The 25,484-nt window shown below is 56.4% G+C and carries 21 protein-coding genes and 1 pseudogene; 12 read left to right on the top strand and 10 right to left on the bottom strand.

What is annotated here, in order from left to right:
* Positions 1–8: 8 nt before the first annotated feature.
* Together ACT3TY_RS09860 and ACT3TY_RS09855 are read left to right on the top strand one after the other, a co-directional pair.
* The gene (locus ACT3TY_RS09860) at positions 9–1,262 is read left to right on the top strand and encodes a TraB/GumN family protein (RefSeq protein ID WP_444628052.1); all 1,254 of its coding nucleotides are present in this window, start codon (positions 9–11) and stop codon (positions 1,260–1,262) included.
* The gene (locus ACT3TY_RS09855; RefSeq protein ID WP_087106509.1) at positions 1,259–2,164 is read left to right on the top strand and encodes a DMT family transporter; all 906 of its coding nucleotides are present in this window, start codon (positions 1,259–1,261) and stop codon (positions 2,162–2,164) included. The genes ACT3TY_RS09860 and ACT3TY_RS09855 overlap by 4 nt, the downstream gene beginning before the upstream one ends.
* On the opposite strand, the gene ACT3TY_RS09850 is transcribed toward ACT3TY_RS09855, so the two are convergent.
* Complete coding sequence (locus tag ACT3TY_RS09850; protein ID WP_444628051.1) at positions 2,161–2,919, bottom strand: tRNA-uridine aminocarboxypropyltransferase; 759 nt, start codon at positions 2,917–2,919, stop codon at positions 2,161–2,163. The two genes, ACT3TY_RS09855 and ACT3TY_RS09850, sit on opposite strands and share 4 nt — an antisense overlap.
* Before the next feature lie 169 nt (positions 2,920–3,088).
* On the opposite strand from ACT3TY_RS09850, the gene bioB reads away from it, so the two are divergent.
* Genes bioB through bioA form a run of 6 tightly spaced genes read left to right on the top strand, consistent with a single transcriptional unit; the run spans position 3,089 to position 8,746 of the window.
* Positions 3,089–4,141 carry a biotin synthase BioB gene (gene bioB, locus ACT3TY_RS09845; RefSeq protein ID WP_444628050.1) on the top strand — a complete coding sequence of 351 codons (1,053 nt, stop codon included), beginning with the start codon at positions 3,089–3,091 and terminating at the stop codon, positions 4,139–4,141.
* Positions 4,128–5,273 (top strand): 8-amino-7-oxononanoate synthase, encoded by a 1,146-nt coding sequence (bioF, locus tag ACT3TY_RS09840; protein ID WP_444628049.1) that lies wholly within the window; start codon positions 4,128–4,130, stop codon positions 5,271–5,273. The genes bioB and bioF overlap by 14 nt, the downstream gene beginning before the upstream one ends.
* Positions 5,270–5,986, top strand: a complete 717-nt coding sequence (locus ACT3TY_RS09835; RefSeq protein WP_444628048.1) for an alpha/beta fold hydrolase — start codon at positions 5,270–5,272, stop codon at positions 5,984–5,986. The genes bioF and ACT3TY_RS09835 overlap by 4 nt, the downstream gene beginning before the upstream one ends.
* Positions 5,983–6,774 (top strand): methyltransferase domain-containing protein, encoded by a 792-nt coding sequence (locus ACT3TY_RS09830; protein ID WP_444628047.1) that lies wholly within the window; start codon positions 5,983–5,985, stop codon positions 6,772–6,774. The genes ACT3TY_RS09835 and ACT3TY_RS09830 overlap by 4 nt, the downstream gene beginning before the upstream one ends.
* A complete protein-coding gene (bioD, locus tag ACT3TY_RS09825; RefSeq protein WP_444628046.1) occupies positions 6,771–7,460 on the top strand; it encodes a dethiobiotin synthase in 690 nt (229 codons plus the stop codon). The genes ACT3TY_RS09830 and bioD overlap by 4 nt, the downstream gene beginning before the upstream one ends.
* On the top strand, positions 7,457–8,746 hold the full coding sequence (gene bioA / locus ACT3TY_RS09820; protein ID WP_441678961.1) for an adenosylmethionine--8-amino-7-oxononanoate transaminase: 1,290 nt from the start codon (positions 7,457–7,459) through the stop codon (positions 8,744–8,746). The genes bioD and bioA overlap by 4 nt, the downstream gene beginning before the upstream one ends.
* Positions 8,747–8,750: 4 nt before the next feature.
* Here bioA and ACT3TY_RS09815 read toward each other — a convergent pair whose 3' ends face one another.
* The 4 genes and pseudogenes from ACT3TY_RS09815 to ACT3TY_RS09800 all read right to left on the bottom strand — a co-directional run bounded on the left by ACT3TY_RS09815 (position 8,751) and on the right by ACT3TY_RS09800 (position 13,630).
* On the bottom strand, positions 8,751–9,464 hold the full coding sequence (locus tag ACT3TY_RS09815; protein WP_441678959.1) for an SIR2 family NAD-dependent protein deacylase: 714 nt from the start codon (positions 9,462–9,464) through the stop codon (positions 8,751–8,753).
* 24 nt (positions 9,465–9,488) lie between these two features.
* The gene (gene aceK / locus ACT3TY_RS09810; RefSeq protein ID WP_444628045.1) at positions 9,489–11,243 is read right to left on the bottom strand and encodes a bifunctional isocitrate dehydrogenase kinase/phosphatase; all 1,755 of its coding nucleotides are present in this window, start codon (positions 11,241–11,243) and stop codon (positions 9,489–9,491) included.
* A 116-nt stretch (positions 11,244–11,359) separates the two neighbouring features.
* Positions 11,360–12,226, bottom strand: coding sequence for an ethanolamine ammonia-lyase subunit EutC (gene eutC, locus ACT3TY_RS09805; protein ID WP_441678955.1), 867 nt, complete (start codon positions 12,224–12,226; stop codon positions 11,360–11,362).
* Positions 12,216–13,630: pseudogene (locus tag ACT3TY_RS09800) on the bottom strand (ethanolamine ammonia-lyase subunit EutB). The gene eutC and the pseudogene ACT3TY_RS09800 overlap by 11 nt, the downstream one beginning before the upstream one ends.
* Before the next feature lie 274 nt (positions 13,631–13,904).
* Here ACT3TY_RS09800 and zigA point away from each other — a divergent pair.
* On the top strand, positions 13,905–15,131 hold the full coding sequence (zigA, locus tag ACT3TY_RS09795) for a zinc metallochaperone GTPase ZigA (protein WP_441678953.1): 1,227 nt from the start codon (positions 13,905–13,907) through the stop codon (positions 15,129–15,131).
* Between the two features lie 71 nt (positions 15,132–15,202).
* On the opposite strand, the gene ACT3TY_RS09790 is transcribed toward zigA, so the two are convergent.
* Positions 15,203–16,597, bottom strand: coding sequence for a PepSY-associated TM helix domain-containing protein (locus ACT3TY_RS09790; protein ID WP_441678951.1), 1,395 nt, complete (start codon positions 16,595–16,597; stop codon positions 15,203–15,205).
* Positions 16,598–16,853: 256 nt separating this feature from the next.
* On the opposite strand from ACT3TY_RS09790, the gene ACT3TY_RS09785 reads away from it, so the two are divergent.
* Positions 16,854–17,420 carry a DUF2946 domain-containing protein gene (locus tag ACT3TY_RS09785; RefSeq protein ID WP_441678949.1) on the top strand — a complete coding sequence of 189 codons (567 nt, stop codon included), beginning with the start codon at positions 16,854–16,856 and terminating at the stop codon, positions 17,418–17,420.
* Positions 17,421–17,684: 264 nt separating this feature from the next.
* Here ACT3TY_RS09785 and ACT3TY_RS09780 read toward each other — a convergent pair whose 3' ends face one another.
* Complete coding sequence (locus ACT3TY_RS09780) at positions 17,685–18,743, bottom strand: SDR family oxidoreductase (protein ID WP_441678947.1); 1,059 nt, start codon at positions 18,741–18,743, stop codon at positions 17,685–17,687.
* A 185-nt stretch (positions 18,744–18,928) separates the two neighbouring features.
* Here ACT3TY_RS09780 and ACT3TY_RS09775 point away from each other — a divergent pair, with 185 nt between their 5' ends.
* Together ACT3TY_RS09775 and ACT3TY_RS09770 are read left to right on the top strand one after the other, a co-directional pair.
* On the top strand, positions 18,929–19,879 hold the full coding sequence (locus ACT3TY_RS09775; protein WP_441678945.1) for a LysR substrate-binding domain-containing protein: 951 nt from the start codon (positions 18,929–18,931) through the stop codon (positions 19,877–19,879).
* A 147-nt stretch (positions 19,880–20,026) separates the two neighbouring features.
* A complete protein-coding gene (locus ACT3TY_RS09770) occupies positions 20,027–21,142 on the top strand; it encodes a metallophosphoesterase (protein ID WP_441678943.1) in 1,116 nt (371 codons plus the stop codon).
* On the opposite strand, the gene ACT3TY_RS09765 is transcribed toward ACT3TY_RS09770, so the two are convergent.
* The 3 genes from ACT3TY_RS09765 to ACT3TY_RS09755 form a co-directional block, all read right to left on the bottom strand.
* Complete coding sequence (locus tag ACT3TY_RS09765; protein WP_441678941.1) at positions 21,123–23,123, bottom strand: RecQ family ATP-dependent DNA helicase; 2,001 nt, start codon at positions 23,121–23,123, stop codon at positions 21,123–21,125. The genes ACT3TY_RS09770 and ACT3TY_RS09765 overlap by 20 nt on opposite strands.
* 97 nt (positions 23,124–23,220) lie before the next feature.
* Positions 23,221–24,129, bottom strand: a complete 909-nt coding sequence (locus ACT3TY_RS09760; protein WP_441678939.1) for an MBL fold metallo-hydrolase — start codon at positions 24,127–24,129, stop codon at positions 23,221–23,223.
* Positions 24,130–24,404: 275 nt separating this feature from the next.
* Positions 24,405–25,220, bottom strand: a complete 816-nt coding sequence (locus ACT3TY_RS09755) for a hypothetical protein (RefSeq protein WP_441678937.1) — start codon at positions 25,218–25,220, stop codon at positions 24,405–24,407.
* Positions 25,221–25,484: the final 264 nt, after the last annotated feature.

The raw sequence follows: 25,484 nt of genomic DNA, 5'->3' as shown, positions 1-25,484 counted from the left end.
ACACTTTAATGACCCAAGACGACACCACCCCGCTAGCCACGGCGCCTGACGCACTACCCGCCACTAGCGGGCCGCTGAAAACGGTTACCGTGGGCGGCACTACCTACACCTTGCTGGGTACGGCGCACGTGTCGGCACAAAGTGCTGACGATGTAAGAATGCTGGCTGACAGCGGGCTTTATGACGCCGTAGCGATTGAGCTGTGCGACGCTCGCCATCACAGCATGACGAACCCGGATGCCATGGGTGAGCAGGACCTTTTCCAGGTATTCAAGCAGGGCAAAGCGGGCATGGTCGCGGCAAGCCTGGCACTGGGCGCTTTTCAACAACGCATCGCTGAGCAGTCCGGCATTGAGCCAGGTGCCGAGATGCGCGCCGCGCTTGAAGAGTGCCGTAACCGTAACTTGCCGCTTTTACTGGTTGACCGCGATGTCGGGATAACGCTTAAGCGCATCTACCGCAACGTGCCCTGGTGGCAACGCTTTTCACTCTTTTCAGGCCTGATTGGCAGCGTACTATCGCGCCAGGACGTATCCAAGGAAGAGATCGAAAAGCTAAAAGAAGGCGATATGCTGGAAGCCACGTTTAGCGAGTTTGCCGCTGAATCTGAAGCCCTTTACACCCCACTGATTCGCGAGCGCGACCGCTACATGGTGCTACGTCTTGCCGAACAGGCGCCACCTGGGCGCTTCAAGAACGTGTTAGTGGTGCTGGGCGCTGGCCACCTGAAAGGCACCGTTGAGCACCTGGAAGCACCATTACCCGAGAACCCAACGGTAGAGCGCGAAGCGTTGGAAGCTTCACCGCCGCCCTCCAAACTCTGGAAAGCCTTGCCGTGGCTGATTACCGCGCTGGTCATTACCGGCTTTGGTATTGGCTTCTCACGCAATACCGACTTGGGTTGGCAGTTGGTGCTGGAGTGGTTCTTGATCAACGGGATTCTGTCCGGCGGGGCGACCATTATTGCGCTTGCCCACCCGGTCACCGTTATTACCACTTTCTTTGCCGCCCCGCTTACCTCGCTTAATCCAACGATTGGGGCCGGTTTTGTCGCCGCCGGGGTGGAGCTTTACATGCGCAAGCCCAAGGTGCGCGACTTCGCCTCGCTACGTCAGGATGTCACCCACCTCAAAGGGTGGTGGAAAAACCGGGTGTCGCGCACGCTGCTGGTATTTATCCTCGCCACGCTCGGCTCAGCCGTGGGCACTTGGGTCGCAGGCTTTCGAATTGCAGGTGCCTTGTTTGGTAGTGGTGCGGCGTGAGTACGCTTAAGCGTTCGCCCTGGCAGGCAGATGCCCTGCTGTTGCTGGTAACCATACTAGCGGCGGGCGGATGGATTTTCTCCAAGGAAGCGCTAGCCGGTATGCCGCCGCTGCTGTTTATCGGCACACGCTTTTTGCTGGCTGGGCTCATCCTGCTGGGCTTTGCCTGGCCCGCCTTAAGCGCTATGCCAGCACGGCGTATTCGGCGCGGTATTTTTGTGGGCTTTCTGTTTAGCGGCGCCATTGGCTTCTGGATCATGGGGCTTGCGACGTCAAATCACCTGGGCGAAAGTGCGTTTATCAATAGCCTGGGGATATTGCTGGTGCCTATCGTTGCCAAGCTGCTGTTTGGCGACAGACCACCACGCACCACCTGGATCGCCCTGCCCGTTGCCCTGCTGGGCTTCGCATTACTCTCCCTTAATGCTGGTTTCAAGGTAGAAACCAGCCAGCTTTTGATGGTCTGCGCAGCACTCTGCTTTGCGTTACTCATCAATATTAATACCCGCGTCGTGCGAAACGTAGCCGCCCTACCGCTCACCACACTTCAGCTGTTATCCGTGGGCACCGTATTAACCCTGGTGTCCTTTATGTTTGAGCGCCAGCCCGTGGCGCTTAACACGTCTATTCTGGGCTGGTTTATGGCCAGTGTTCTATTGGCAAGCGCCCTGCGGTTTTTCCTGCAAATTACCGCCCAGGGAATGACCACGCCAAGCCACGCCTCGGTGGTATTGATGCTGGAAGCGGTATGGACCGCATTATTTGCCGCTTGGTGGTTTGGCGAAGTTATGGCGCCGCTACAGCTACTCGGCTGCGGGCTAATTTTTACCGCCCTGCTGATTAACCGCTGGTACTGGGTGCGCAAGATACTCCTGCGTTGGCTACCCGGCGCTGCCCGCTAGCGACTCTCTTCCAACTCTTCAAACTCTTCCTTTCGTGCTAACAGGCGTGTCATTGCCTCAGTGGGTTCTGCAATTTTCTTGTAGAACCGGCTGGCGGCGTAGCTATCGTTAAACACATCGAAGTAGTCATCCAGCACGGCCGCCGCGTTGTTGTCGCCCCCTTGGCGCAACAGCTCAATGGCCACTTCTGCCGTACATAAATGCGCTTTCGAGGCGGGCTTACGCAGCCGGTAGCGGGTTTCGCGTTCGGTATGTAACGGCAATACCGGCAACGCATCCAGGTACGCACTCTTGCGAAACATGCGCCGTGCCTGCCGCCATGTACCATCCAGAATGATAAACACAGGAATACGCGACGCCTGTATGGCGCTGTGTACGGCGTCCATTCCCACCACACGGTCGGCATAATCGGGCTGGTCATCCGGGAAGATGACAAAGGGCACGTAGCGCGGGTCTGCCAAAAGCTCGGTTAACTGAGCATCCGGCGCCGTTCGGTACCAGGTAAATACCTGCGTTTGCGCCAGCACGTCCCCTATCAATCGGCCCGTATTGGTTGGCTTATGGTGCTCCAACGGATGCGTCAGCAGCCATACCTGGGCGTGGCTTTCGGCCTTCACCTGGTACGGGCAAAGGCAGTTTAGCGCGGGCAAATTGCAGCCCTCACAGCGTATGACAAAACTGCCCCGCGCTTTGAACTCTCGACGCGGTGGGCGAGGATGACCAGTGACAGAATCACATTCAGTTGAGGCAGGCATCCGCGCTCCAAAGGTAGTCAACAGGATGAAAAAGGGCGCAGAGTATAAAGCAGTGCTTGATCGTTGACGAATCCATCACCACCGTAAACCTTTTTAACTTTCATAGTTGACACAACAAACGCTTCGTCGCTAGAGTCTTGTCAACTCTTTATATAAATATGGTTTACCAATGATCGCGACTGCTGCCCCACGCAATGACTGGACGCTTGAAGAAATCAACGCCCTGTTTGCCCTGCCATTTAACGATTTGCTGTTCCAGGCCCAGCAGGTGCATCGAGCGCATTTCGACCCTAACGCGGTCCAGGTATCAACCTTGCTGTCGATTAAAACCGGCGCCTGCCCCGAAGACTGTAAGTACTGCCCGCAATCGGGCCACTACACCACACAGCTTGAAAAAGAGAAGTTGTTGGAAATCGAAAAGGTGGTGGAACAGGCCCAGGCCGCTAAGCAAGCTGGCGCCAGCCGTTTCTGCATGGGCGCAGCCTGGCGCAGCCCCCGGGACAAGGACCTGCTCGTTGTCGAAGAGATGGTCCGCCAGGTAAAGGCGCTGGGGCTTGAAACCTGCATGACGCTGGGCATGGTCAACGACCAACAGGCTACCCGCTTGGCAACCGCCGGGCTTGATTACTACAACCACAACCTGGACACGTCTCCCGACTACTACGGCGAAATCATCACCACGCGCACCTACAGTGACCGCTTGGAAACCCTGGCGACTGTTCGTGAGGCGGGCATGAAGGTCTGCTCCGGCGGCATTTTGGGCATGGGGGAAGGTGCTCAGGATAGGAGCGCCCTGCTGCAACAACTGGCCAAACTCAGCCCGCACCCGGAATCGGTGCCGATTAACATGCTGGTCAAAGTGCCCGGCACGCCACTTGAGAACGTGGAAGACCTCGACCCGCTGGAGTTTATCCGCGCCATTGCCGTCGCGCGCATCATGATGCCCCAAAGCCATGTACGGCTTTCCGCCGGGCGCGAGCAGATGAGCGAATCCACCCAAGCGCTGGCGTTTCTGGCCGGTGCCAACTCCATCTTCTACGGCGACAAGCTGCTAACGACCAGCAACCCCCAAGCCGACCGCGACCGCGCCCTGTTTGCCAAGCTAGGCCTGCATCCAGAAACGCGCGAAACCTGTGAAAGCGAGGCCGCGCAAAGTGAGCGCTTGGCTCAGCAGCAGCTTAACCAGCGCGTCGCTGAGCTTGCGGTGGATGCCAGTGTCTGAGGCGTGGCATCAACGTCTGGCCAATGCGCGAGCGGTTCGTCAGCACGCCCAGCAGTGGCGCACTCGGCGTACCCGACAGCCACACCTGGTGAACTTCGCAGACAATGACTATCTTGGCCTGGCAACCGACCCTCGCGTTCAGGCTGCCCAAGCCGAAGGCGCTCGCCGATTTGGCGCCGGGGCTGGCGCATCGCATCTGGTGAACGGCCACCACGCGATTCACGATGCCCTGGAAGACGCCCTGGCAGCCTGGACAGGCCGCGAGCGAGCCGTGCTGTTCTCCACCGGCTATATGGCAAACCTGGGCGTGCTACAGGCGCTGGCCGATACCCACACGGCCATTTTTCACGACCGGCTCAATCACGCCTCCTTGCTGGATGGAAGCGCGCTGAGCGGCGCCCGCTCACGGCGCTACCACCATAACGATAGTGACGACTTGAGCCGCCTGCTGGCGCGCAGCCGCTGTACCCACAAGCTAGTGGTTAGCGACGGTGTCTTCAGCATGGATGGCGATGTGGCCGACATTGAAGCGCTGGTGCGGGTAAGCCAACAGCATGCTGCCTGGCTAATGATTGATGATGCCCACGGCCTTGGCCTTATAGGTAATAACGGCAGCGGCTGTGTGGGCACACGCTGGGGAAGTGACCAGGTGCCGATTCTGGTCGGTACACTGGGCAAAGCGCTGGGCACGGCCGGTGCGTTTGTTGCAGGCGATGCACAGTTGATCGACCATCTGACCCAGTTCGCCAGAAGCTATATCTATACCACCGCACAGCCGCCCGGCGTTAGCGCCGCGACGCTGGAAGCGCTTGCGATTGTCCAGCGCGAGCCCGAGCACCGCCTGCGCCTTGCGCGTCATATAGACTACTTTCGTGAAGAGGCTCTACGGCTGAACCTGCCGCTGGGTGAATCGCGCACGCCCATTCAACCGCTGTATCTGGGAGGCGAGTCGCGCGTGCTGCAGTGGGCCGAACAGCTGTATCAAGCGGGAATTGACGTTGGCGCAATTCGTCCACCCACCGTGCCCAGGGCTGAGTCTCGCCTGCGAATTACGCTCAGCGCTCGCCATTCGCGTAGTGATATCGACCGACTTCTCGAAACGCTGGCGGCCTGCCACTTGGAGGCATTATGACGCGCCTGGTACTGCTTTCAGGCTGGGGAATTGACCGGCGCATCTGGCGGCCGCTGCACCCTTACTGGCCCGCCAACGTCGAGGTCGCCGCCGTTGATTGGCCTGGTTACGGCGAGGTTCCTGCACTGCCTGCCAACGCTTCCCTGAGTGAGCTTGCCACGGCCATGGCAAGCCGTCTGCCCAGCGATGCGGTTTGGGTCGGATGGTCGCTGGGCGGCCTGCTGGCGACGGCGCTGCTTGATTATCTTCCTGCGCCCCAGGGGCTACTACTGCTGGGAGCAGGTGCCAGGTTCTGCACGCCGGATAGCGCGACGTCAGCAGCGCTTGCCGACTTCCAGGCCATCTTTGCGCACCGTGGCGATGCTGCGTGGCGTCACTTTCTGCGCTGGCAGGCTCAAGGAGAGCCCGCACCGTATCAGGTTCACGCACAGCTGCGTGCCCTGCTTGGCAGTACGCCCCCGGCAGACCGCACCACGCTTTCTGCAGGCCTTCACTGGCTGGCCACGCTGGATAATCGTCGACGTCTTAACACATCGCCATGCCCGGTGGTTCATCTGGTGGGCGAGCATGACCCACTGATCAGCGCTATTGAGTGCCAGCGGACGCTAACACTTGAACGCGGCGGCCACTGCCCAATGCTCTCGCAGCCAGCGCGTTTGGCGTCACTGCTCGCCGCTCAAGCTGCTGCGCTATCTGCCAGGGAAATGGCATGAGTTCGATCCCCCCTCAGTTACGGCGGCCCAGCGCCGACTGGCAGGCCCGAGTGGCGCACGCTTTTTCCCGGGCAGCACCGCAATACGATGCACTGGCCAGCGCCCAACGCCATATCGGTGAAACGCTATGGAACGACTTGCCCTCTGAGGCTAGCCATATACTCGACCTGGGCTGCGGCACTGGCTATTGGTCGCAGCGGCTAGCCGAACGCTACCCCCATGGACACGTCACGGGGCTGGACATTGCGCCGGGCATGCTGGAGCACGCTCGCTCGCGCCACGGCGACCACATTGCCTGGCAGCCAGGCAGTGCCGAGTCGTTGCCCATCCCTTGTTACCTATTCGACCTGGTGTTTTCCAACCTGGCCATTCAATGGTGCCGCGACACTCTGGCCGTCATGCAGTCGCTGTATCGAGTGCTGGCACCAGGTGGCCTGGCGTACATCAGTACGCTATTACCCGGCACGTTGGTCGAAGTGGCTTTCGCCTGGCAGCGCTCAAGCGCGCTGTTAACGACGCCCTCCTACCGCCTGGTTAACGATGCTATTCACGAAAGCGGCCTGCGCTGCACTCACCAAGCGACCCGCGTGGAAACCTTCTTTTATCCTGACATCAAGGCCGTTATGGCTTCCATCAAGGGGGTTGGCGCACAAGTGGCCAGGCCCAACGCCATGCTCACCCGGGCGGACCTGGCAGCGGCTGCCACGCGCTTTGAGCAGCTTCGTAAGCGCCAAGGGCTTCCGGTCAGCTATCACTGCCTGAACCTGCAGCTGGAGAAACCCCGATGAAGCGCTTTTTTGTTACCGGCACCGACACCGATGCGGGAAAAACGCTGGTCGGAAGCGCGCTTCTTTATGCCGCCCGATGCCAGCAGTTGAGCACCTTAGGGCTTAAGCCCATCGCCTCTGGCAGCTCGCTAACGACGAAAGGGCTGCGCAATGGCGATGCGCTGGCACTGCAGCAGCAGTGTGAACCGCCGGTTGACTACGCCACGGTTAACCCAATGGCCTTTGAGCCTGCGATAGCACCTCACCTGGCCGCACAGGAGGCAGGCCAGAGGCTAAGCGTGTCTGAGGTTGCCCACTGCCTGCGCGACACCCTTGGCCAGACGCCCAAGGCGTTCACTCTGATTGAGGGTGCGGGCGGCTGGCGCGTGCCGATCAACGAACAGGAGGATTTTGCCGACATCGCCATCGCGCTGAGGCTGCCGGTGATCCTGGTGGTTGGTTTAAAGCTCGGCTGCCTGAACCATGCCCGCTTAGCGGCCGATGCCATTCGCGCCGACGGTCTGACGCTTGCGGGCTGGGCAGGCAGTGTGATTGACCCCGCCTTTGCGGCGGATACTGCCCGTTTCACAGCCAACATGGCCCACCTTAACGCCAGGCTGGCAGCGCCCTGCCTGGGCATTGTGCCGCATTTGACAACGCCCGATGCGGCCACCGCCCACCGCTATCTCTCGTTGGAGGAATTATGAACTCGCCAGTCTGGCACCCCTACGCACACCTTAAAACCCAACCGCCCGCCCCCAGGGTGGTCGGCGGTAGCGGCGCCTATTTTGAGTTGGAAAGCGGCGAGCGCCTGCTGGATGCTACCTGCTCCTGGTGGTGCATGATTCACGGTTACGGCCATCCGCGCCTGGTGGCGGCCATTCGCGAGCAGGCGGAAACACTCTGCCATGTGATGCTCGGCGGGCTCACCCATGACCCTGCCGACCAGTTGGCGCGTGAGCTGGTGCGCGTCACGCCCGACGGGCTTAATCACGTCTTCTACTCTGACAGCGGCTCGGTAGGCATGGAGGTGGCGATGAAAATGGCGCTGCAGTACCACGTGCTTACCGGGCAACCGAAAAAGTGCAAAATGCTCTCGCTAATGAAGGCCTATCACGGAGATACCACGGGCTGCATGGCCGTGTGCGACCCAGAAGAAGGCATGCACAGTTTGTTTTCAAGCCTGCTGCCTCAGCACCATTTTGCGCCTGCGCCAACCGCTCCTTTTAACGCAACGCAAGCGCAGGTAGCCGCCGATTTAGATGCGCTAGGCGAGGTGCTTGAACGTCACCATCAGGACATTGCTGCGCTGCTGATGGAGCCGCTGCTGCAGGCTGCAGGTGGGCTGAACATGACCTCCCCGAATTATTTGCGCGGCGCCCGGGCCCTGTGTGACGCATTTAACGTGGTGCTGATCTTTGATGAGGTTGCCACGGGGTTTGGCCGCACCGGCAAATTATTTGCCGCCGATCACGCCCACGTTAGCCCGGATATCATGGTGCTTTCCAAAGGGCTAACTGGCGGCTATTTGGGCCACGCCGCCACGCTTGCGACCGACCGCATTCACGACGCTTTTATCGGTGACAGCGCACAGCATGCTTTTATGCACGGCCCAACGTTTATGGGCAACCCCTTGGCGTGCCGGGTAGCGCTGGAAAGCCTGGCGGTATTTGAAGAGGAAAACTATCCTGGAAAAATAGCGCTCTTAAACCGGTTACTGTGCCGCGCCTTACTGGAGGATCAAGCGCTCATGGCGCACCCAGAGGTTGCCGATGTACGCGTACTGGGTGCCACGGCCGTTATTGAAGCGCACTCGGAAACAGCGTTAACAGGCGTTGCCACATTTGCTCGCGAGCAGGGTGTTTGGCTACGCCCGATTGGGCGCTGGCTCTATACCATGCCCGCCTATATTACCTCTGAGCAGCAGCTAACCCACATTACTGATGTCATGAAGGCCTGGTTTCTGAAATCGTCACCCCGCTTGTCAGGCTAAAGCGTTAAGGCAGTGTTAGCGCACCTTCTCTTTTCCAGCGCTCTACCAGGGCGGGCACGCCCTCCCCGGCAGAGGCATTAATCGCCAGTACACCGGGTGGGCTTAAGGCATCGGCATCCGGGTCAACCAGTGCGCAGGGCGTGTCGTAGTCGATATACGAGAGCAGCGAGGCGGCGGGCATCACCGCAAGCGAGGTTCCGACGACCAGCAAAAAATCCGCTTGGCTGGCTAGTTCGCAGGCCTCTTCAAACAGCGGCACGGCCTCGCCAAACCAGACCACGTCAGGGCGCAGCTGGCTGCCCTTATCGCACAGATCACCCAACGCAATACCGCCTTTAACGAGCGGATAGCGCATGCGTTCATCCGCGCTGGAGCGGGCATTTAAAATTTCGCCATGCAAATGGATCACATCGCTGGAACCTGCCCGCTCATGTAGGTCATCAATATTTTGAGTGATAACGGTGACCTTGAACCCCGCCTTCTCCAGGCTTGCCAGCGCCCTGTGCGCGGCATTGGGTTGGGCACTGCGAATCTGCTCTCGGCGCTGATCATAAAACGTCAGTACGCGCTGGGGGTCGCGCTGCCAGCCTTGCGGCGTTGCCACCTCTTCAACCGGGTGGTCTTCCCATAAGCCATCGCTTGCGCGGAATGTCTTGATACCACTTTCGGCGCTGATCCCCGAGCCGGTAAATACCACCAGATGGCGCGCTGTCGTCATGATTACCTCGCTGCTTTACCGCGGTTACTGTTCAGCGTCTACAAAGCGCTGCTCGTTTCCACAAGGGTACACGTCAATGATACGGCCATCGACAATGGCCTGCTGCAGGCCCTGCCAGTAGCTAACCTCAAACAGCTCCGGGTGAAGCTGTTTAAACACCCGCAGCCGCTCCGGGTTAGCAAACATGAACGGGCCAAACTCCTCGGGAAAGATATCATTCGGGCCAATGGAGAAGCTTTCATTTCCACCGCTCAGGTAATCGTCACCACTCGAGGCCGGGATAGCGCGAAAGTGGCACTCGGTGAGGTAACACACCTCATCGTAGTCGTAAAAAATCACCCGCCCCTGGCGCGTAACGCCAAAGTTTTTGAGCAGCATATCGCCTGGAAAAATATTGGCGGCGGCCATCTGCTTGATGGCATCGCCATAGTCCTTGAGCACCGCTAACTGCGCCTCATCGTCACACTGCTCCAGATAGATATTCAGCGGCGTCATCATGCGCTCGGTATAACAGTGTTTGATGACGACTTTCTCGCCCTTCAGCGACACGGTAGAGGGGGCAACTTCCAACAGGTGAGCCAAGCATTCCGGGGCGAAATGGTCGTTATGCACGGTGAAGTTAGAAAATTCCTGAGTATCGGCCATGCGGCCTACCCGGTCGTGGCGCTTCACCAAATGATACTTTTCGCGCACGATATCAGGTGTCACGTCCTTGGCAGGGTCGAACTCGTCTTTAATGATCTTGAATACCGTACGCGCACTTGGCAGTACAAACACGGCCATTACCATCCCGCGCACGCCGGGGGCGATAATAAACACATCCTCGCGCTTGGCGACCTGCTGATTAAGCGCGCGAAAGAACTCGGTTTTACCATGTTTAAAAAAGCCAATGGCCGCGTAAAGCTCACCGGCTGGCTTATGGGGCATTAAGCGCTGCAGGTAACCCACACACTCATTCGGCACCGCGACATCCACCTGAAAATACGCCCGGCTGAACGAGAAGATAATGGCTACATCGTCAGGCGTAATCAGTACGGTATCCAGATGAAGCCGGGGGACGCCCTCAGTGTTCTGCTCGGCATGCTCCTGGTGGCGTACTGGCAAGACCAGTGGCACTTGTTCCCCGCCGCCGGTGATTCGCCCCACCAGGTATGCCCCTTTATTGCGGTAAAAAACGCTGTGGAGCAGCTCTATAGCGGCGTCCCTGGCCTGCCATATAGTGTCTGGCAACGTTTTGTTTAATAGTGCGGCACCCAAGCGAGTATCTCGTGCCATATCGGCAAACGGGTTGTGCAAGGCAGCGCCTTCCAGTGCCCAGCGCAGGGCCGCCTGCCAATCCCCATCAATGGAACGGCGTCGGCACAATTCAATGCCTGAACGCTGCGCGGCCTTCTTTCGTGAGCTGATCACAAACATCCACTCATTGCGAATATGGCGATGCTTGAAAATGGCGCAAAAGAGCGAGTTAAAAAAGGTTTCGGCCAGTTCAACATCCCGCCGCGGACGAATTAGCTCGGCATAGTGGCTACGCGCTTCACGCCAGACCTCGCAATGGGTTAATAACCCATTTGAAAACGTACGCTTGAGACGCTCAACCGCGTCATCCACCTGCTGCTGATAGAGATTAATCCGCGCAATGGACGCTTGCTGGCTCTCCCGCCAGGCACCTTCTTGAAAGCGGCGTTGTGCATCCAGGGTGATCGCTTTAAAGCGGGTACGGTACGCTTCAAAGCCATGCAAAATGGTCGCGGCCAAGCGATAGGCAGGCGTGGTGTTCACAAGCGGGACTCTTGTCGCTTTTTGATCAGCCTATAGGATGAAACGCCATGAAGCCATTCAGCAAAGGCGCTTTATTGAATAAGTGAGTAGCCTCGTCACGTCGTGCGGCATAAGCGCTAATCAGCGACCAAAAAGTTTTTCGTTGCGCCCGGAGCGGCTGCGTCGCCTTCAAGTACCTTGTCTTCAAGTACACTGTCTTCAAATACGCCATCTTCACTGCGATCTTTTAATTTAACGCCCGATATTTTCAGCTTACGGGCGTCTTTAAGCAGTAAAAAGAGCCGCCGGGCTGCCTTCTGCATGTTCAAGCCCGCTGGGCGCACGTTGGAAATGCAGTTGCGCCGGTCATCCTTAAGCCCCGGCTCGGGCGCCCAAGTCATGTAAAGTCCGAGGCTATCCGGCGAGCTAAGCCCGGGTCGCTCACCGATCATCACCAGTACCGCATCGGCATTGAGCAGCGCGCCAATTTCATCACCAATCGCCACCCGGCCCTGCTCGACGATAGCGAGCGGCGCTAACTGCCACTCAGCGTTATCCTGCTCAAACTGCTGATACAGCGCTTTTAAAAATGGCTGGCTGTTCTGCTGGACCGCCAGAGCAGAAAGCCCATCGACGATCACCACAGCCAGATCCACACGTGATGGCGACGTTTGGGCATTGTGTAAGCGCTCCCGCGAACCATCATTCAACCGGCGGCCAACATCGGGGCGCTGGAGATACATGGCGCGGTCCTCCACTTGGCTGTGCAAGCGAAGCGGCTCATGTTCAAGCGCAAAGGCTTCTTGCAACTGCTGAGCCAGCGCTTCGACATCCAGCGGGGCATGCACCGCATCCTGCGCCTGAGCGTGGGCCAATTGAAACTCCAGCAGCTTACCGGTAGGCAGGCTGATGCCCGCCCGGCCCAAGCCGATACGCGCATCGGTAAATGCACGCAGCCATTCCCAAGGGTTCTCTACAACAATAGGCGTTGGGTTAGATGTCATGGCGTGGCTCCCTAGGCAAGTGGCGCAGGCTGTTAGCGAACGCGGCGGGCACCTGGTCGTTTAGCGTGTGTGTTTTCACATCGTTGAAAATCTGCATCTCATCAAGCCAGCGCTCAAACTCCGGCGCGGCTTTTAGCCCAAGCACGCGGCGGGCGTAGAGCGCGTCGTGAAACGAGGTGGTCTGATAATTGAGCATAATGTCGTCAGACCCCGGAACGCCCATCACGAAACTGCAGCCCGCTACGCTCAACAGGGTCAGCAGGTTGTCCATATCGTTCTGGTCGGCTTCAGCATGGTTGGTGTAGCAAACATCACAGCCCATGGGCACGCCCAAAAGCTTGCCGCAGAAATGGTCCTCAAGCCCGGCCCGGGTGATCTCTTTACCATCGAACAAGTATTCGGGGCCGATAAACCCCACCACCGTATTGACCAACAGCGGGCTGAATTTGCGCGCCACCGCATAGGCACGCGCCTCGCAGGTCTGCTGGTCAAGCCCATGATGAGCATCCGCGGAGAGCGAACTGCCCTGGCCGGTTTCAAAGTACATGACGTTGCGCCCCACCGTGCCCCGATTAAGCGACTGGGCAGCCGCTTCGGCTTCAGCAAGCGTGCTTAAATCAAACCCGAAGCTTCGGTTGGTGGCTTCGGTACCGCCTATCGACTGAAACACCAAGTCCACCGGAGCGCCCTGCTCAATAGCTTCCAGCGTATTGGTCACATGGGTTAGCACGCAGGACTGGGTGGGAATTTGGTACTTCTGAATCACGTCATCCATTAAGCGCATCAGTTTAACGCTTTGAGCCACGTTATCGGTGGCCGGATTAATCCCAATGACCGCGTCGCCGCTGCCGTAGAGCAGGCCGTCCAGAATACTCGCCGCAATGCCGGTGACATCGTCCGTCGGGTGGTTGGGCTGTAGCCGGGTAGAAAGCCGCCCGGGCAGGCGATGGTATTACGAAAAGCCGTGGTAACTCGGCACTTTCTGCCCACCAGAATCAGATCCTGATTGCGCATCAGTTTGCTGACCGCCGCGGCCATTTCCGGCGTAATACCAGCGCGAACGGCAGTGAGCACTTCTGAAGTTGCCTGATCCGAGAGCAGCCAGTTACGAAAATCCCCTACCGTTAAATGCCGAAGGGGCGCAAAGGCCTCGGCGTCATGCTCATCGATAATCAGCCGGGTGATTTCATCGTGTTCGTAGGGGATCAGAGCGTCGTTCAAGAAAGTAGTCAACGGCAGTTCCGCCAACACCATCTGTGCCACCACGCGCTCCTCAGCGCTTTCGGCAATTACACCCGCTAAACGATCGCCCGAGCGCGCCGGGGTCGCTTTGGCCATCAGTTCGGCAAGGCTTTTAAAGCGATAATGGCGGCTGCCTACTGTCGTTTGAAAGGTCTGGGCCATGGTGTTTACCTGCCGCGCGTTGGATATCCTGAATTCACCATAGCGCTTTTGAGATCGTTACGCCCAATGCATTTCCCTCCCCCCTTCTTCCGCCTTCAAGGTAATAACTAACTGCTCCAAACAGCGTGCCTTAAACGCCAAATGGGCTGCGCAGCTACTGGCCTACTCAATACAAGCGCTGAGATTTTTCCTGGCTGAATTAATGCGCGCTTTCTAATTGCCTTCATATTGTTATATTATCACATAACATAAACCATTTAGAGGCGTGCTAGTAATGACTGCGTTTTCTCCCCTGCCCGTTACCGTGCTGTCGGGCTTTCTGGGTGCTGGTAAAACCACCGTGCTCAATCATATCCTCGCCAACCGTGAAGGCCTTCGTGTGGCGGTGATTGTGAACGATATGAGTGAGGTGAACATCGACGCCGCGCTGGTGCGCGGTGGCCCAGGCGAGCCAACGCTTGAGAGCGAAGTCGCACTTAATCGCTCAGAAGAACGCCTTGTCGAGATGAGCAATGGGTGCATTTGCTGCACGCTGCGCGAAGACCTGCTTATCGAAGTCAACCAGTTGGCAAAGGAAGGAAAATTCGATTATCTGGTCATTGAGTCGACCGGTATTTCCGAACCCTTGCCAGTGGCTGAAACGTTTACCTTTGAGGATGAGGACGGCCAAAGCCTTTCCCATATCGCCCGGTTGGATACGCTGGTAACGGTCGTTGATGGTGCCAATTTTCTTGCCCAATACCGTGAAGCGCAAAGCCTGGCGGAAGCAGGAGAAAGTCTCGGCGAAGAGGATGAACGTAACGTTGCCGACCTGCTGGTGGATCAGATCGAGTTCTGCGATGTATTGCTGATTAGTAAAACGGATTTAATTAGCGAAAAAGAGCTGGAGGCACTAAAAGCCATTTTGCACTCCCTCAACCCCGATGCCGAGCTGGTGCCTATTCGCCAAGGCGGCGTGCCGCTTAATAAAGTGCTAAATACTGGCAGGTTTGACTTTGAACGCGCTCAGCAGGCGCCGGGCTGGTTAAAAGAGATGCGTGGCGAGCACGTACCCGAAACCGAAGAGTACGGCATCGGAAGCTTTGCTTATCACGCCCGCCGCCCATTTCACCCGGCCAAATTTCACGACCTGCTGCATTCCGAGTGGTTTGGCGAGGGTTTATTGCGCTCGAAAGGTTTTTTCTGGCTGGCCACTCGCCCTCAGTGGGCCGGGCAGTGGAGCCAGGCAGGCGGCATCGCCCATCACGGCATGGCCGGTATGTTCTGGAAGGCGGTTCCTGAAGAGCGCTGGCCAACTGACCCCGAGTACCGCCAATTCATCACCGAGAAGTGGGAAGAGCCGTTTGGGGATATGCGCCAGGAGCTGGTGTTTATCGGCCAAGGGCTGGATAAAGCCCGCATGCGTGAAGCGCTGGATGCCTGCTTACTCAACGAAGGCGAGCTACTGGAAGGCATGGAGATGTGGAAAACGCTGCCTGACCCCTTCCCCGCGTGGGAATAAATCTGCTTGCAAGCACCAAGGCCTCAGGTAGATACCTGAGGCCTTTTCTATTGCGCTTATTATCAGCGTTTTTAGACACTTCGGTGCTTTCTGGAAGCCGCCCAGCGCAGCGCATCAATAATCGCAATAATGATCAAGCTGCCGCCCAATACCGGTAAGGCGAACCCTAAAAGCGTTAGGATGGCGAGCAGGCCCAACTGAGCAGGCACGCCCAGCATGATAAACAGCGCGGTCATGGTTTGTGCCTTATTCACCGTGGTGTTTTTAACGCGCTGCCACCACATCCGATAACCCCACACAATAAGAAACACCAGGGCCGCTGCAAATAGCGCCAGCACCAGCTGGTTAAGCAGGCCAAACAGTACGCCCATATGTAAATCAATACCCCAGCGCGTTAGCTTTGCCGCCAAGGGAAACGTTGAAAAATCCGTTTGTTCAAGAATACGCATATCGCTTGGGTTCAGTGCGACCTGGTCTACCTGGGTAGGCCAGCGGCGGTCAATTTCAGTCACACGCCACGCTCGGCCTTCGCTGGCAGGCGGTTCTAGCTGGATTCTACCTGCCAGTAATCCTGCGCTCCTGGCTGCCGCAAGCGCCTGGTCGAACCCTTCCGGGCTTACAAAATCTCCGGCTTCGGGGGCGCTGCTCACACCATGGTCGGCATGCATGTCGTGATGGGCATGGGAATCATGGCTCACTGCATCCCCTGGCGCGGGAAGCACGGTCGATACACTCGGCGTACCCCAGCCCCACGCCTGTCTTAATTCGCCAATATTGCCACCGGCCCATTGTGACCAGGTAAGCCCCGTGGCTGAGAAAAACAGCAGCCCGACGAGCGCAAAAACACCGACGGTTGCGTGCAAGCGCCGTGCCGCCATACGCGGGCTTGGGCTTTTAAGCGCTTTACGTCGCGCTAACCAAAGCACCAGGCCCAGCAGCGCAATGATCCATAACCATGACGCCGCTAGTTCGCTGTACAAGCGCCCTACATCACCTAACAGCAAATTACGGTGAAACTGATCAAGCGCCGTGCGAAACGGCAATATACCGCTGGTGCCATACACCGTCATGTCGCCTTTCACGTCAAGCATTGCCGGGTCTATAAAAATAGCCCGATGCTCGGAAGGCCCAAGCGCTGGGTCAGCAAACATAACACGCGTGGTACTGTGCGCATCCGGTGCGGGGCGAACCGCGGCGGGTAGCGTGTCCTGGCCTATCACCCACTGCGCCGTTTCAATTTGCCGCGCCAGCGGCTGCGGTGCATCCTGGGTACTTGCCGTTAAAGCATCACGGTAAAGCCTCGACTCCACCGAAGGTGTTAAAACGTAGACAATACCGCTTAAGGCGGCCACCAGGATAAAGGGACCTACCAAAAGCCCCACATAAAAGTGTATTCGCATTACTAGCGCAAAGAGAATTTTTCCATTTCGCCGGGGCAGCGTTGGATCGTTTTTTTTTGAGGACATGCTTATCATTTCCCAAGAGATATTAAACAACGTGCTTTATCGACATGACGTATATGCAAAGGATTATTAATCTTTAAAAAGCTAACGATTAAAACACTACAAACATCTTCTTAAATCATTCATATAAAGAGAGCGACCATAGGACGCATAAGGCTTAGCGATTTAAGGAATCTACCGTTAACGGATAATTTTATGGTTACACAGTACCGGGCTGGTACAATCACGCTTCTTGTTAACCCCGTGAGGGCTGAATTTGATGCCACTGTCTCGCTCAGCACGCTTACCCTACTATCGCGTTACGTTAGCGATGGCGTGGGTAGCCATGTGCCTGTTATTTGCGGGGCCGCTCATTTCTCAGTTCCAGGCGGGTCATCACGACCATGGCCACCATGCTCACAGCCAGCTCCATAACCACAGCAACAGTCATCACCACAATGCGGATGCTGAACATCATCACTCTACGGATGAACACGCCGAGCACCCTGTAGCGCACTCTTCCCCACCCGATACGGCTACTGGCCGCGCGCTTTCCAGCACGTTGTCAGACTGGCACAACCAGTGCGGCTACTGTGAGCTGTGGCAACACAGCCCGTCGCTCTCTATTGCGTTACCCGCCCTTGCCCACGAAGCCTTCGTTGCGTTGAGCGGCGCATTTCTTACGTTCCAGACCGGTGCGTTCATTCAGTACAACTATCCGCATGCGTTAACTCGCGGGCCGCCTTCTTTTATCTTCGAGCATTTAAAAACATCTACGCGAACCGTGTTAATAGTAACGCGTAAAAGCAAAAAAGAAATAGGGTTGTTAGGCTTTTTAAAAGCATAACAAGGCCCGGCTTTAGTGCGCCTTAATATTTAAAAAAATACGACGAATATCTTTTAAGCTCATCCCTTAACAACAAGACAGCTCGACACTTACTGCTATACGTTAAAATTATTAATAGCTTTGCTACTCTTTTTAATAAGCATCCGGTTAACTCATTTGTATCATCATCACACTTGAGCCAGTACATCCAAGAAGGTGCTCAGGAACGCAAAAACGGGGTGCCATTAGGCACCCCGGTGGCGATTTTTCTGAAAGCGGTATTACTTAAGGAATGATGCGCTCTGCGCGTAAGCGGGTGAACAGATCAAAGAACGCGCCGCGGGTTTCGCGGAAATGATCAAAGCCGAAATCCCGGGACTTGGTTACATCGTTGACGCACTCAAGCTCACGCCCAAGGTCGGCATCGGAGTGCCACCAGGAAGCCAGCTTGGTCACATCGGCTTCCATCAGGTCATGCTTCTCAGCAATGTCGGCCCAGATTGGCGCGCTATCGGCCATTTGTGTTTCCAGCGGCAGCGGCGTTTCCGGGCAATCGGCAACTTCCAGCTCGAAGAACTCGCCTATTTCACGCCACATCCGGCGCCAGCGGAAAACGTCACCGTTAACGGTGTTGAACGCTTCGTTGTGCGCCCCCGGGGTAGTGGCCGCCCACTCCAACTGACGTGCCAGCACCAGCGCATCGGTTAGGTCGGTCAGTGCATTCCACTGCACCTGCGAACCTGGGAAGGTAAACGGCTTGCCGGTTGCCTTACAGATGGAGGCGTAAACCGCCAGCGTCACGCCCATGTTCATGGCGTTACCCAGGGCATAGCCGATCACGGTATGCGGGCGGTGCACGTTCCAGTTGAAACCGTCACGTTCGGCGGCGGCGAACAAGGTGTCTTCAAGGGCGTAGTAGAAGTTTTCGCCGGGTACGCGCGGCGCGGATTCACGAAATGGCGTTTCAGTCTTGCCGCTGCCGTAGCTCTCAAAAGAGCCCAGGTACTGCTTGGTGCCGGTTACCAGCGAGACATGCTTAATTTTCGCGCCCTGCAAGGCATCCAGCAGGTTCTGCATCATCGCGCCGTTGGCCTCGACGTTGGCCTTTTCACTATCGCGCTTGATCCAGGTGCAGTAAAACACGTGCGTGATGGGTAAATCTGCCAAGGCTATCTCGGTGGCCTCGCGATCCAGTAGATCAGCAGTAACAGGGATAATGCCTGTCTGGGTAGTGGGACGGCGTGACAAACCATAAACGGTCCAGCCACTAGCATTGAGATAGCTTGCCAGGTTGCCGCCAGTAATACCGGTAGCACCTACTATAAGAGCATTGCCTTTACGCATTATCGACTCCTTATCCAAACGAGGTAACTCGTTGCCATCAAAATTGCTTTGAAAGAGTTAGCTCTGAGAAACACTCTGAAAACGACGAACGCTGTGTTCGTATCGGTTATGGCTTATTCTGGACAGCAACCAGAGTTGCTACAATTGGAAAAATCGCAAATATTTATTGCTTTAGGCGCAACCTAATGGATCTCAATGCATTACGCGTTTTCGAGCGCGTTGCCGCGACCGGCAGCTTTACCGCCACGGCTCGTCATTTTCATAGAGCTGTGTCGTCTATCTCGCGCCAAATTGCGTCTCTAGAGGAGTCGTTGGGTCAGCAACTGCTCTACCGGCACACGCGGGCAGTGACGCTGACCGAAGCCGGTGAGCGCTACTACCAAGACGTGCGAGGCATCCTTGAACAGCTCGACCTGGCGACCGAAGCGCTGACAGCGCCAAATGCCGAGCCTTCCGGTGTGCTGCGCTTAAACGCGCCGGTCGCCTTTGGTCAGCGTCAAATCATGCCAATTCTGCATCGCTTTCAGCAGCGCTACCCGGCGGTCAACGTCGAGTTAATGTTGACCGATCAATTAACCGACCCGGTACGCGAGGGCATCGATATCACGTTTCGCGTTGGCGAACTGGCCGACACCACGCTGGTGGCACGCCGTTTAGCCCCGATGAATTACGTGGTGGCCGCCGCGCCGAGCTACTTGCAACACGCAGGCACGCCGAATACGCCCGATGACCTGAGCCAGCACAACTGCTTGCTTTACCAGGGCGAAATGGGCCGCCAGCGTTGGTATTTCCACCATCCCGAGCAGCCGCAGCCCATTACCTGCAAAGTCGATGGCCCTCTTTATAGCAACGATGCCGGATGCCTGGTGCAAGCAGCGCTCATGGGTCAGGGTTTCGTCATGTTTCCTACCTGGTTAATCGCCGATGAATTGGCTTCAAAAAAACTGCTACCCGTACTTGAAGAGTGGCGCTGCGAGGTCGCCCCCGGCAGGCGCGATATTCATGTACTGTACGCGCAGCGTCGCCTGCATACGCGAAAGGTAAGTGCCTTTTTGGATCATCTGTTTGAAATGGTGGGTCCAGCTCCCGCGTGGGATAACTGGCGTGAAAGCCGCCTGCCCGATGAACGTACTTAGTGGCAACACTTAGCGAATGTACGTAGCGAAAGCACTTTGCGAATGCACGTACCGTTGAACCAAGCGATTTTTACACTTTTTGATGAATAGCTAATTTAGCCATTTATCTATATAACTACGCCCACTCTCTTATACGAGTCCCCTTTGATGTTTCACTTCATCGTTGCCATACCCTGCCTGATGGTTATTGCCCGTTTCCTGGCACCGCTGCGTTGGCCGTTATGGGTCAAGATTGCCCTCAGCGCGTTACTGCTTCTCGTTTCACAGCACCACCTGCTGACGTTTTTGGCCTTTGGCAGTATGTTTTCCCCCGAGGTACCCAGAAGCATGGTGCTAATGATCAACTGGCTGTTCGGCACCCTCCTTTTTCTGGCGGTGTTACAACTCATCGTTGATGCGGTAACGCTTCTCTTAATGGCAGCAAAAAGGCGGCGACTCAAGATCCCCGCCTCTTTGCGTTATGCGATTGGGATCATCGCTCTGGGCATCGCGGCCTTTGGGGTCAACCAGGCAGTGCGCGTACCGCCCATGAAGGAGGTTGAAGTAACCATTACCGGGCTGCCCACGCAGTTTGACGGGTATCAAATAATTCATTTAACCGACCTGCATATCAGCCGGTTATTTGAGGCGCCATGGGTTAACGCGGTGGTCACCAAAACCAACGCCTTGGCACCTGATTTAATCGTGATTACCGGCGACCTGATCGACGGCGACCTCGAAACCCGACGGATGGATGTAGCACCGCTTCAAGCACTTTCGGCGCCGGATGGCGTTTATGCAAGCCCCGGCAACCACGAATATTACTTTGGGTACGAGCAGTGGATGGCGCATTACCAATCACTTGGTATGCAGACGCTGGCCAATCAACATGCTGTGATCACACGAGACGGTGCCCACCTGGTGCTTGCTGGCATCACCGATTTACGAGCACCGCGTACCGGCTGGCCCGCGCCGGATGTAGACGAAGCAATCGCTGACGCCCCCACTAGCGCGCCGATTATCCTGCTTGACCACCAGCCGTTTGATGCCGCTAGGGCAGCTGCCGCCGGGGTTGATTTGCAGCTTTCCGGCCACACCCACGGCGGTATGATTTGGGGGTTTGATCGTATTGTGGCCTTGGCCAATAACGGTTTTGTCTCAGGCTTTTACGATGTTGACGGAATGACGCTTTACGTCAATAACGGCACCGGGCTCTGGCCTGGCTTTGCGCTGCGCTTAGGCAAGCCTTCAGAACTCACCCGCATTACGCTGCGCCAGGGTTAAGACACCACTCTGCCCACTGCCTCACCTCAGGGTAGGCGCGCTGTTCGAATACGCCAAAGCCATCAAGGCTGCGCGCCTTGAGCGGCGTAAACACCGGCATACTCAGGCCGCACAAAAAATGGGCTAGCCGCTGGCGGTTGGGAGGCTGGCCTGTTTGCGCCGTATGGCGCTCGATAAAGGGCGCGGCGTAACGGCTGAAATCGGCGTCTGCCAGTGCCGGTAAAGACGGCGCAGCGGGCAACTGAACGCTATGCCCATAGCAGACCGAGCAGTGCCCACAACGGCTATCGTCGCTTGCGCTTAACGTTGTGTCGCCAAAGTGCTCGGTTAAACGCCGGGTCAGGCATGTATCGGACTCAAAGAGCGCCAGCATGGCCTGCAGCCGCTCGATCTCGCTCCGCTCGCGCGCTAAACACTCGTCATATAGCTGGCTCGCCAGCCCCTCAAGGCTGAATTCCGGCTGACGGACGTCATACACGTCGGTCATTCGTTTGCCTTCCAGCGTCAGCCAGCCTTTATCCTGAAAGTACTCAAGGGCGGTAATCACGCGAGCGCGGGAGGCATCGACCTGTTGCGCCTGCCCTGCCGACTGCAGCCGCTCGAAATCCACACTCCCCCAGGTGCGGGCGATGGGGATATTATCGACCAGCAGGCGGACAAAGGCCGCCCGTTCACCCTGAAAGCGTGCAACCAGCGCCTCTGGTTCAGTGTGATAACGCAACCGGTATTCCGCTAGAAAGGCGAAGCGCGGTGCGATAATGCCGTGCATTTCCAGCCGTACGAGCAGGGTTTTCAGCGGCAGCAGGCGAATATTGGTATCGCGTGACAACACATTGAGCAGCACTTCCCACTGGCGCTCGGGCGTCGCACCGGCGGCGGCGACCTCCTCAAGCAAGCGCACAATACCCGCGTACTCCGGCGTATCGCCGTACACAAAGTTTTCCAGCACGCGCAAGCCATCACGCCCTGCCATAGTCAGGCAGGTGGAAGGCAGGCCATCGCGTCCTGCCCGCCCGATCTCCTGGCTATAGTTCTCGATGGATTTGGGCAGGTCAAAATGCACGACGTTGCGAATATTGCCTTTATCGATGCCCATGCCAAATGCAATGGTAGCCACGATGCACGGCGACTCCCCACTCATAAATTGGCGCTGAATCTCATCTCGTCGCACTGAATCCAGCCCCGCGTGATACGCCTGAGCGCTGATTCCCTGGGCAGCCAAGGCGCTGGCCACTTGTTCAGCAGTTTGCTGCAAGGTGACATAAATGATGCTGGGCGCTTCATTGCCCGGCTGCATTTGAGGCTTTAGCCAATCGATCAAATGTTGCTGACGGTTACCCGCTACTGGGTGCACCAGTAATTCAAGATTGGGCCGATAGAAGCCTGTGGTAATCACATTATTTGGATCAATGGAGAATTTCTCGCCCATATCGGCAATCACCGCAGGCGTGGCCGTGGCGGTCAGCAGCAGCACTTGAGGGATTGCGAACTCGCGCTGGTACTCGGGCAACTTAAGATAGTCGGGGCGAAAGTTATGCCCCCATTCAGACAAGCAGTGGGCTTCATCGACCACTAACAGCGAAATATTCACCTGGCGTAGAAAATTCCGGAAACGCTCGTTCTTGAGCCGCTCCACCGACACCATGAGAATTTTCAACTCGCCGCTTCTGGCACGCTCCATCACATCACGCATGGTGTCGCGGTCCTGGGTAGAATCAATAGTGGCCGCCGCCACGCCATGCCGGGTTAAAAAGGCCAGCTGGTCCTGCATCAGCGCTAAAAGCGGCGACACCACCAGCGTTAAATGGGGTAGATGCAGCGCAGGCAACTGATAACACAGTGACTTCCCCGCACCGGTGGCGAAGATAGCCGCCGTAGAGTGGCCCTTTAACACCCGGGAGACCACGGCCTGCTGGCCACCGCGAAAGTCATCAAAACCGAATACGTCTTTCAGCGTTTGTTGCGGAGAAATTGAAGTCATGCGCCTTCCTAGAGAGGGGTTACGTCCTGAGCTAATTACGCTACCGGTTTCAGGACGTTTTCACCAATGAAAGACGTGATATACCCTGGCGCTATTGCTAGTCCCACTTCGCCCCTTTCAAGGCATTCAGGGGGATTTTCAGATAGCGCTTGCCGTTGGCTTCGGGCTCCGGCAAGCGCCCGCCCTGAGTATTGACCTGCAGCGCGTGAAGCATCAGCTTCGGCATGGGCAGTTCGCTATCGCGCCGTTCGCGCAGGGCAATGTAATCCGCGGCACTTTTTCCCACCAAATGCGGATTGTTGTCGCGCTGTTCAGCCACGCTGCTTTCCCATTTCGGCTCGCGGCCATCCGGCATATAGTCGTGGCCGGTAAACAGGCGGGTGCTGTCGGGGAGCGCAAGAATTTGCTGAATAGAGTGCCAGAGTGTCCGGGCATCGCCGCCGGGGAAATCAGCCCGAGCGGTGCCAAAATCCGGCTGAAACAGGGTGTCATGTACAAACGCTGCATCGCCTATTACATAGCTAATCGAGGCCAGCGTATGCCCCGGTGAATGCAGCACACGGGCGCTTAATTCGCCAATATTGAAGGTATCGCCCGCCGCAAGCAGCTTATCCCACTGGCGACCATCAGCGGGCATTTCCGGCCAGTGGTATATCTCCTTCCACAGCGCCTGTACTTTAGTAATGTGCTGGCCAATCGCGGTCGGCGCGCCGGTTTTCTCTTTTAGGTACTGCGCCGCGGAGAAGTGGTCCGCATGGGGGTGGGTATCCAGAATCCACTCCACACTCAGGCCGTGCTGCGACACATAGGCAAGCAGCTCGTCGGCATGGTGGGTGGCAGTTGCGCCGGACTTTTCGTCAAAATCCAGCACCGGGTCGATAATCACGCACTTATCTGTGGCTGGGTCGCTGACGATGTATTGGACGCTGAACGTACGCGGATCAAAAAAGCCTGCCACCTCCGGCATGCCCTGCCCCGTACTCGCTGAACGTGCAAACGTCTTCATGCTGTCTCTCTTTTACCTAATGATGAATGGTTTTTAACAGCCTACCACCCTCCCTTAAAGGTTATAATCATAGCCGCATATAGAATAAGAGATATTACTACTCACCATCGGTATAAGTGCTGGAAATACACAGCTTTAAACTTTTTAACGGTTGATTTTCTGGCCGCACAAAAACGGCACCCACTTTGGGCGCCAAATTCAGTGCAGAGTATTTGATCGGCTGTTAGCTCAGACTCACTTTATTGGGCAAGCTTATAGCCTTTGCATAGTAGCAATCACTCACTGAGCAGCTGGTTCACTTCCTGAACCTTGCCTTCTAAATCTTCTTTCTGCGCATCCAGGTACTCAGCATCGGCCACGCCCAGATAAGGTATTGACGGCCCGAACATTCCGCCACCAGGTTCTAGTGCTGCAAGACGTTCGCTCACATTTCCAATTTGCGATCTTGTCTGCTGAGCAAAGTTATCTTTACAGACACTAGGCGTGGACCATCTCAAGTGACCTGGTACCGTGATATCTTGGTCAAAGGCCAACTGTCGAGATTCAATAAACTCTGTACATAATTGGGCAAATTTTTGCAGTCGATCATCCAACTCGGATTGAAGCACTACTATCCTTTCTCGTGCCTCGTCGATTTTGGCCTGTTGCTCTGCTTCTCTCGCTTCGGCATCGGCTTTCTGTTTGGCGTCTCTTGCCTCATTTCGGGCCTGTCGCGCGGCTACGCGTGAAGGCTCTGCAAGTTCACTGACTCGTTCTCCCAGTTCTCTATTTTCAAAGTGTGAGAGCTCTATACCTATAGGGTTCAGTTCGCTCTCCTGAAGCTTGTCACGCAGATCAGTGCGACAGTCAGCTTTAATTCTTCCAAGATACTCGTCAGGAATATCTTGTACGATTTCATCTTCCAACCCAGCAAGCAGGCGCACACACTCTTCAGTATTGCGCAAAATACTGGGTGGCATCGGCTGACCATAGGCTTCTTCGTGCTCACCCAACAATGAAACTAGCTGCTCATCAGTCGCCTCAGGAACACTATCACCGCATGCAGCAAGCAACAGAACAGACGAGAAAGCAATACAGCGTGAAATATTCAAAACTAACTCCTTCAAATTAAGTAAAAAGGGACAGTAACGTTACTTTTCCAGAGGAAACTCTTTTCGCAATCTGATTCGCCTGAAAGCTAATTATGCCTTGGAATAATTATCATCACCATAACTGACCAAGTGTTTTTTGAAGGCCGTTGAGCTATCGTTATGGTTGTGCAATGCTGCCGCTGACTTTATTTAGCCTTTTACCAAGGACATCCGTACTAACATCAGCCCCACAAAACCGAATACACTCCCCATCAAGACACCTAG

The sequence above is a fragment of the Halomonas sp. AOP22-C1-8 genome, assembly GCF_052378905.1.
Taxonomy (GTDB): Bacteria; Pseudomonadota; Gammaproteobacteria; order Pseudomonadales; family Halomonadaceae; genus Vreelandella; species Vreelandella citrativorans.
The sequence above is the reverse complement of the archived record's forward strand: the minus strand, read 5'-3'. Positions and strand labels throughout refer to the sequence as shown.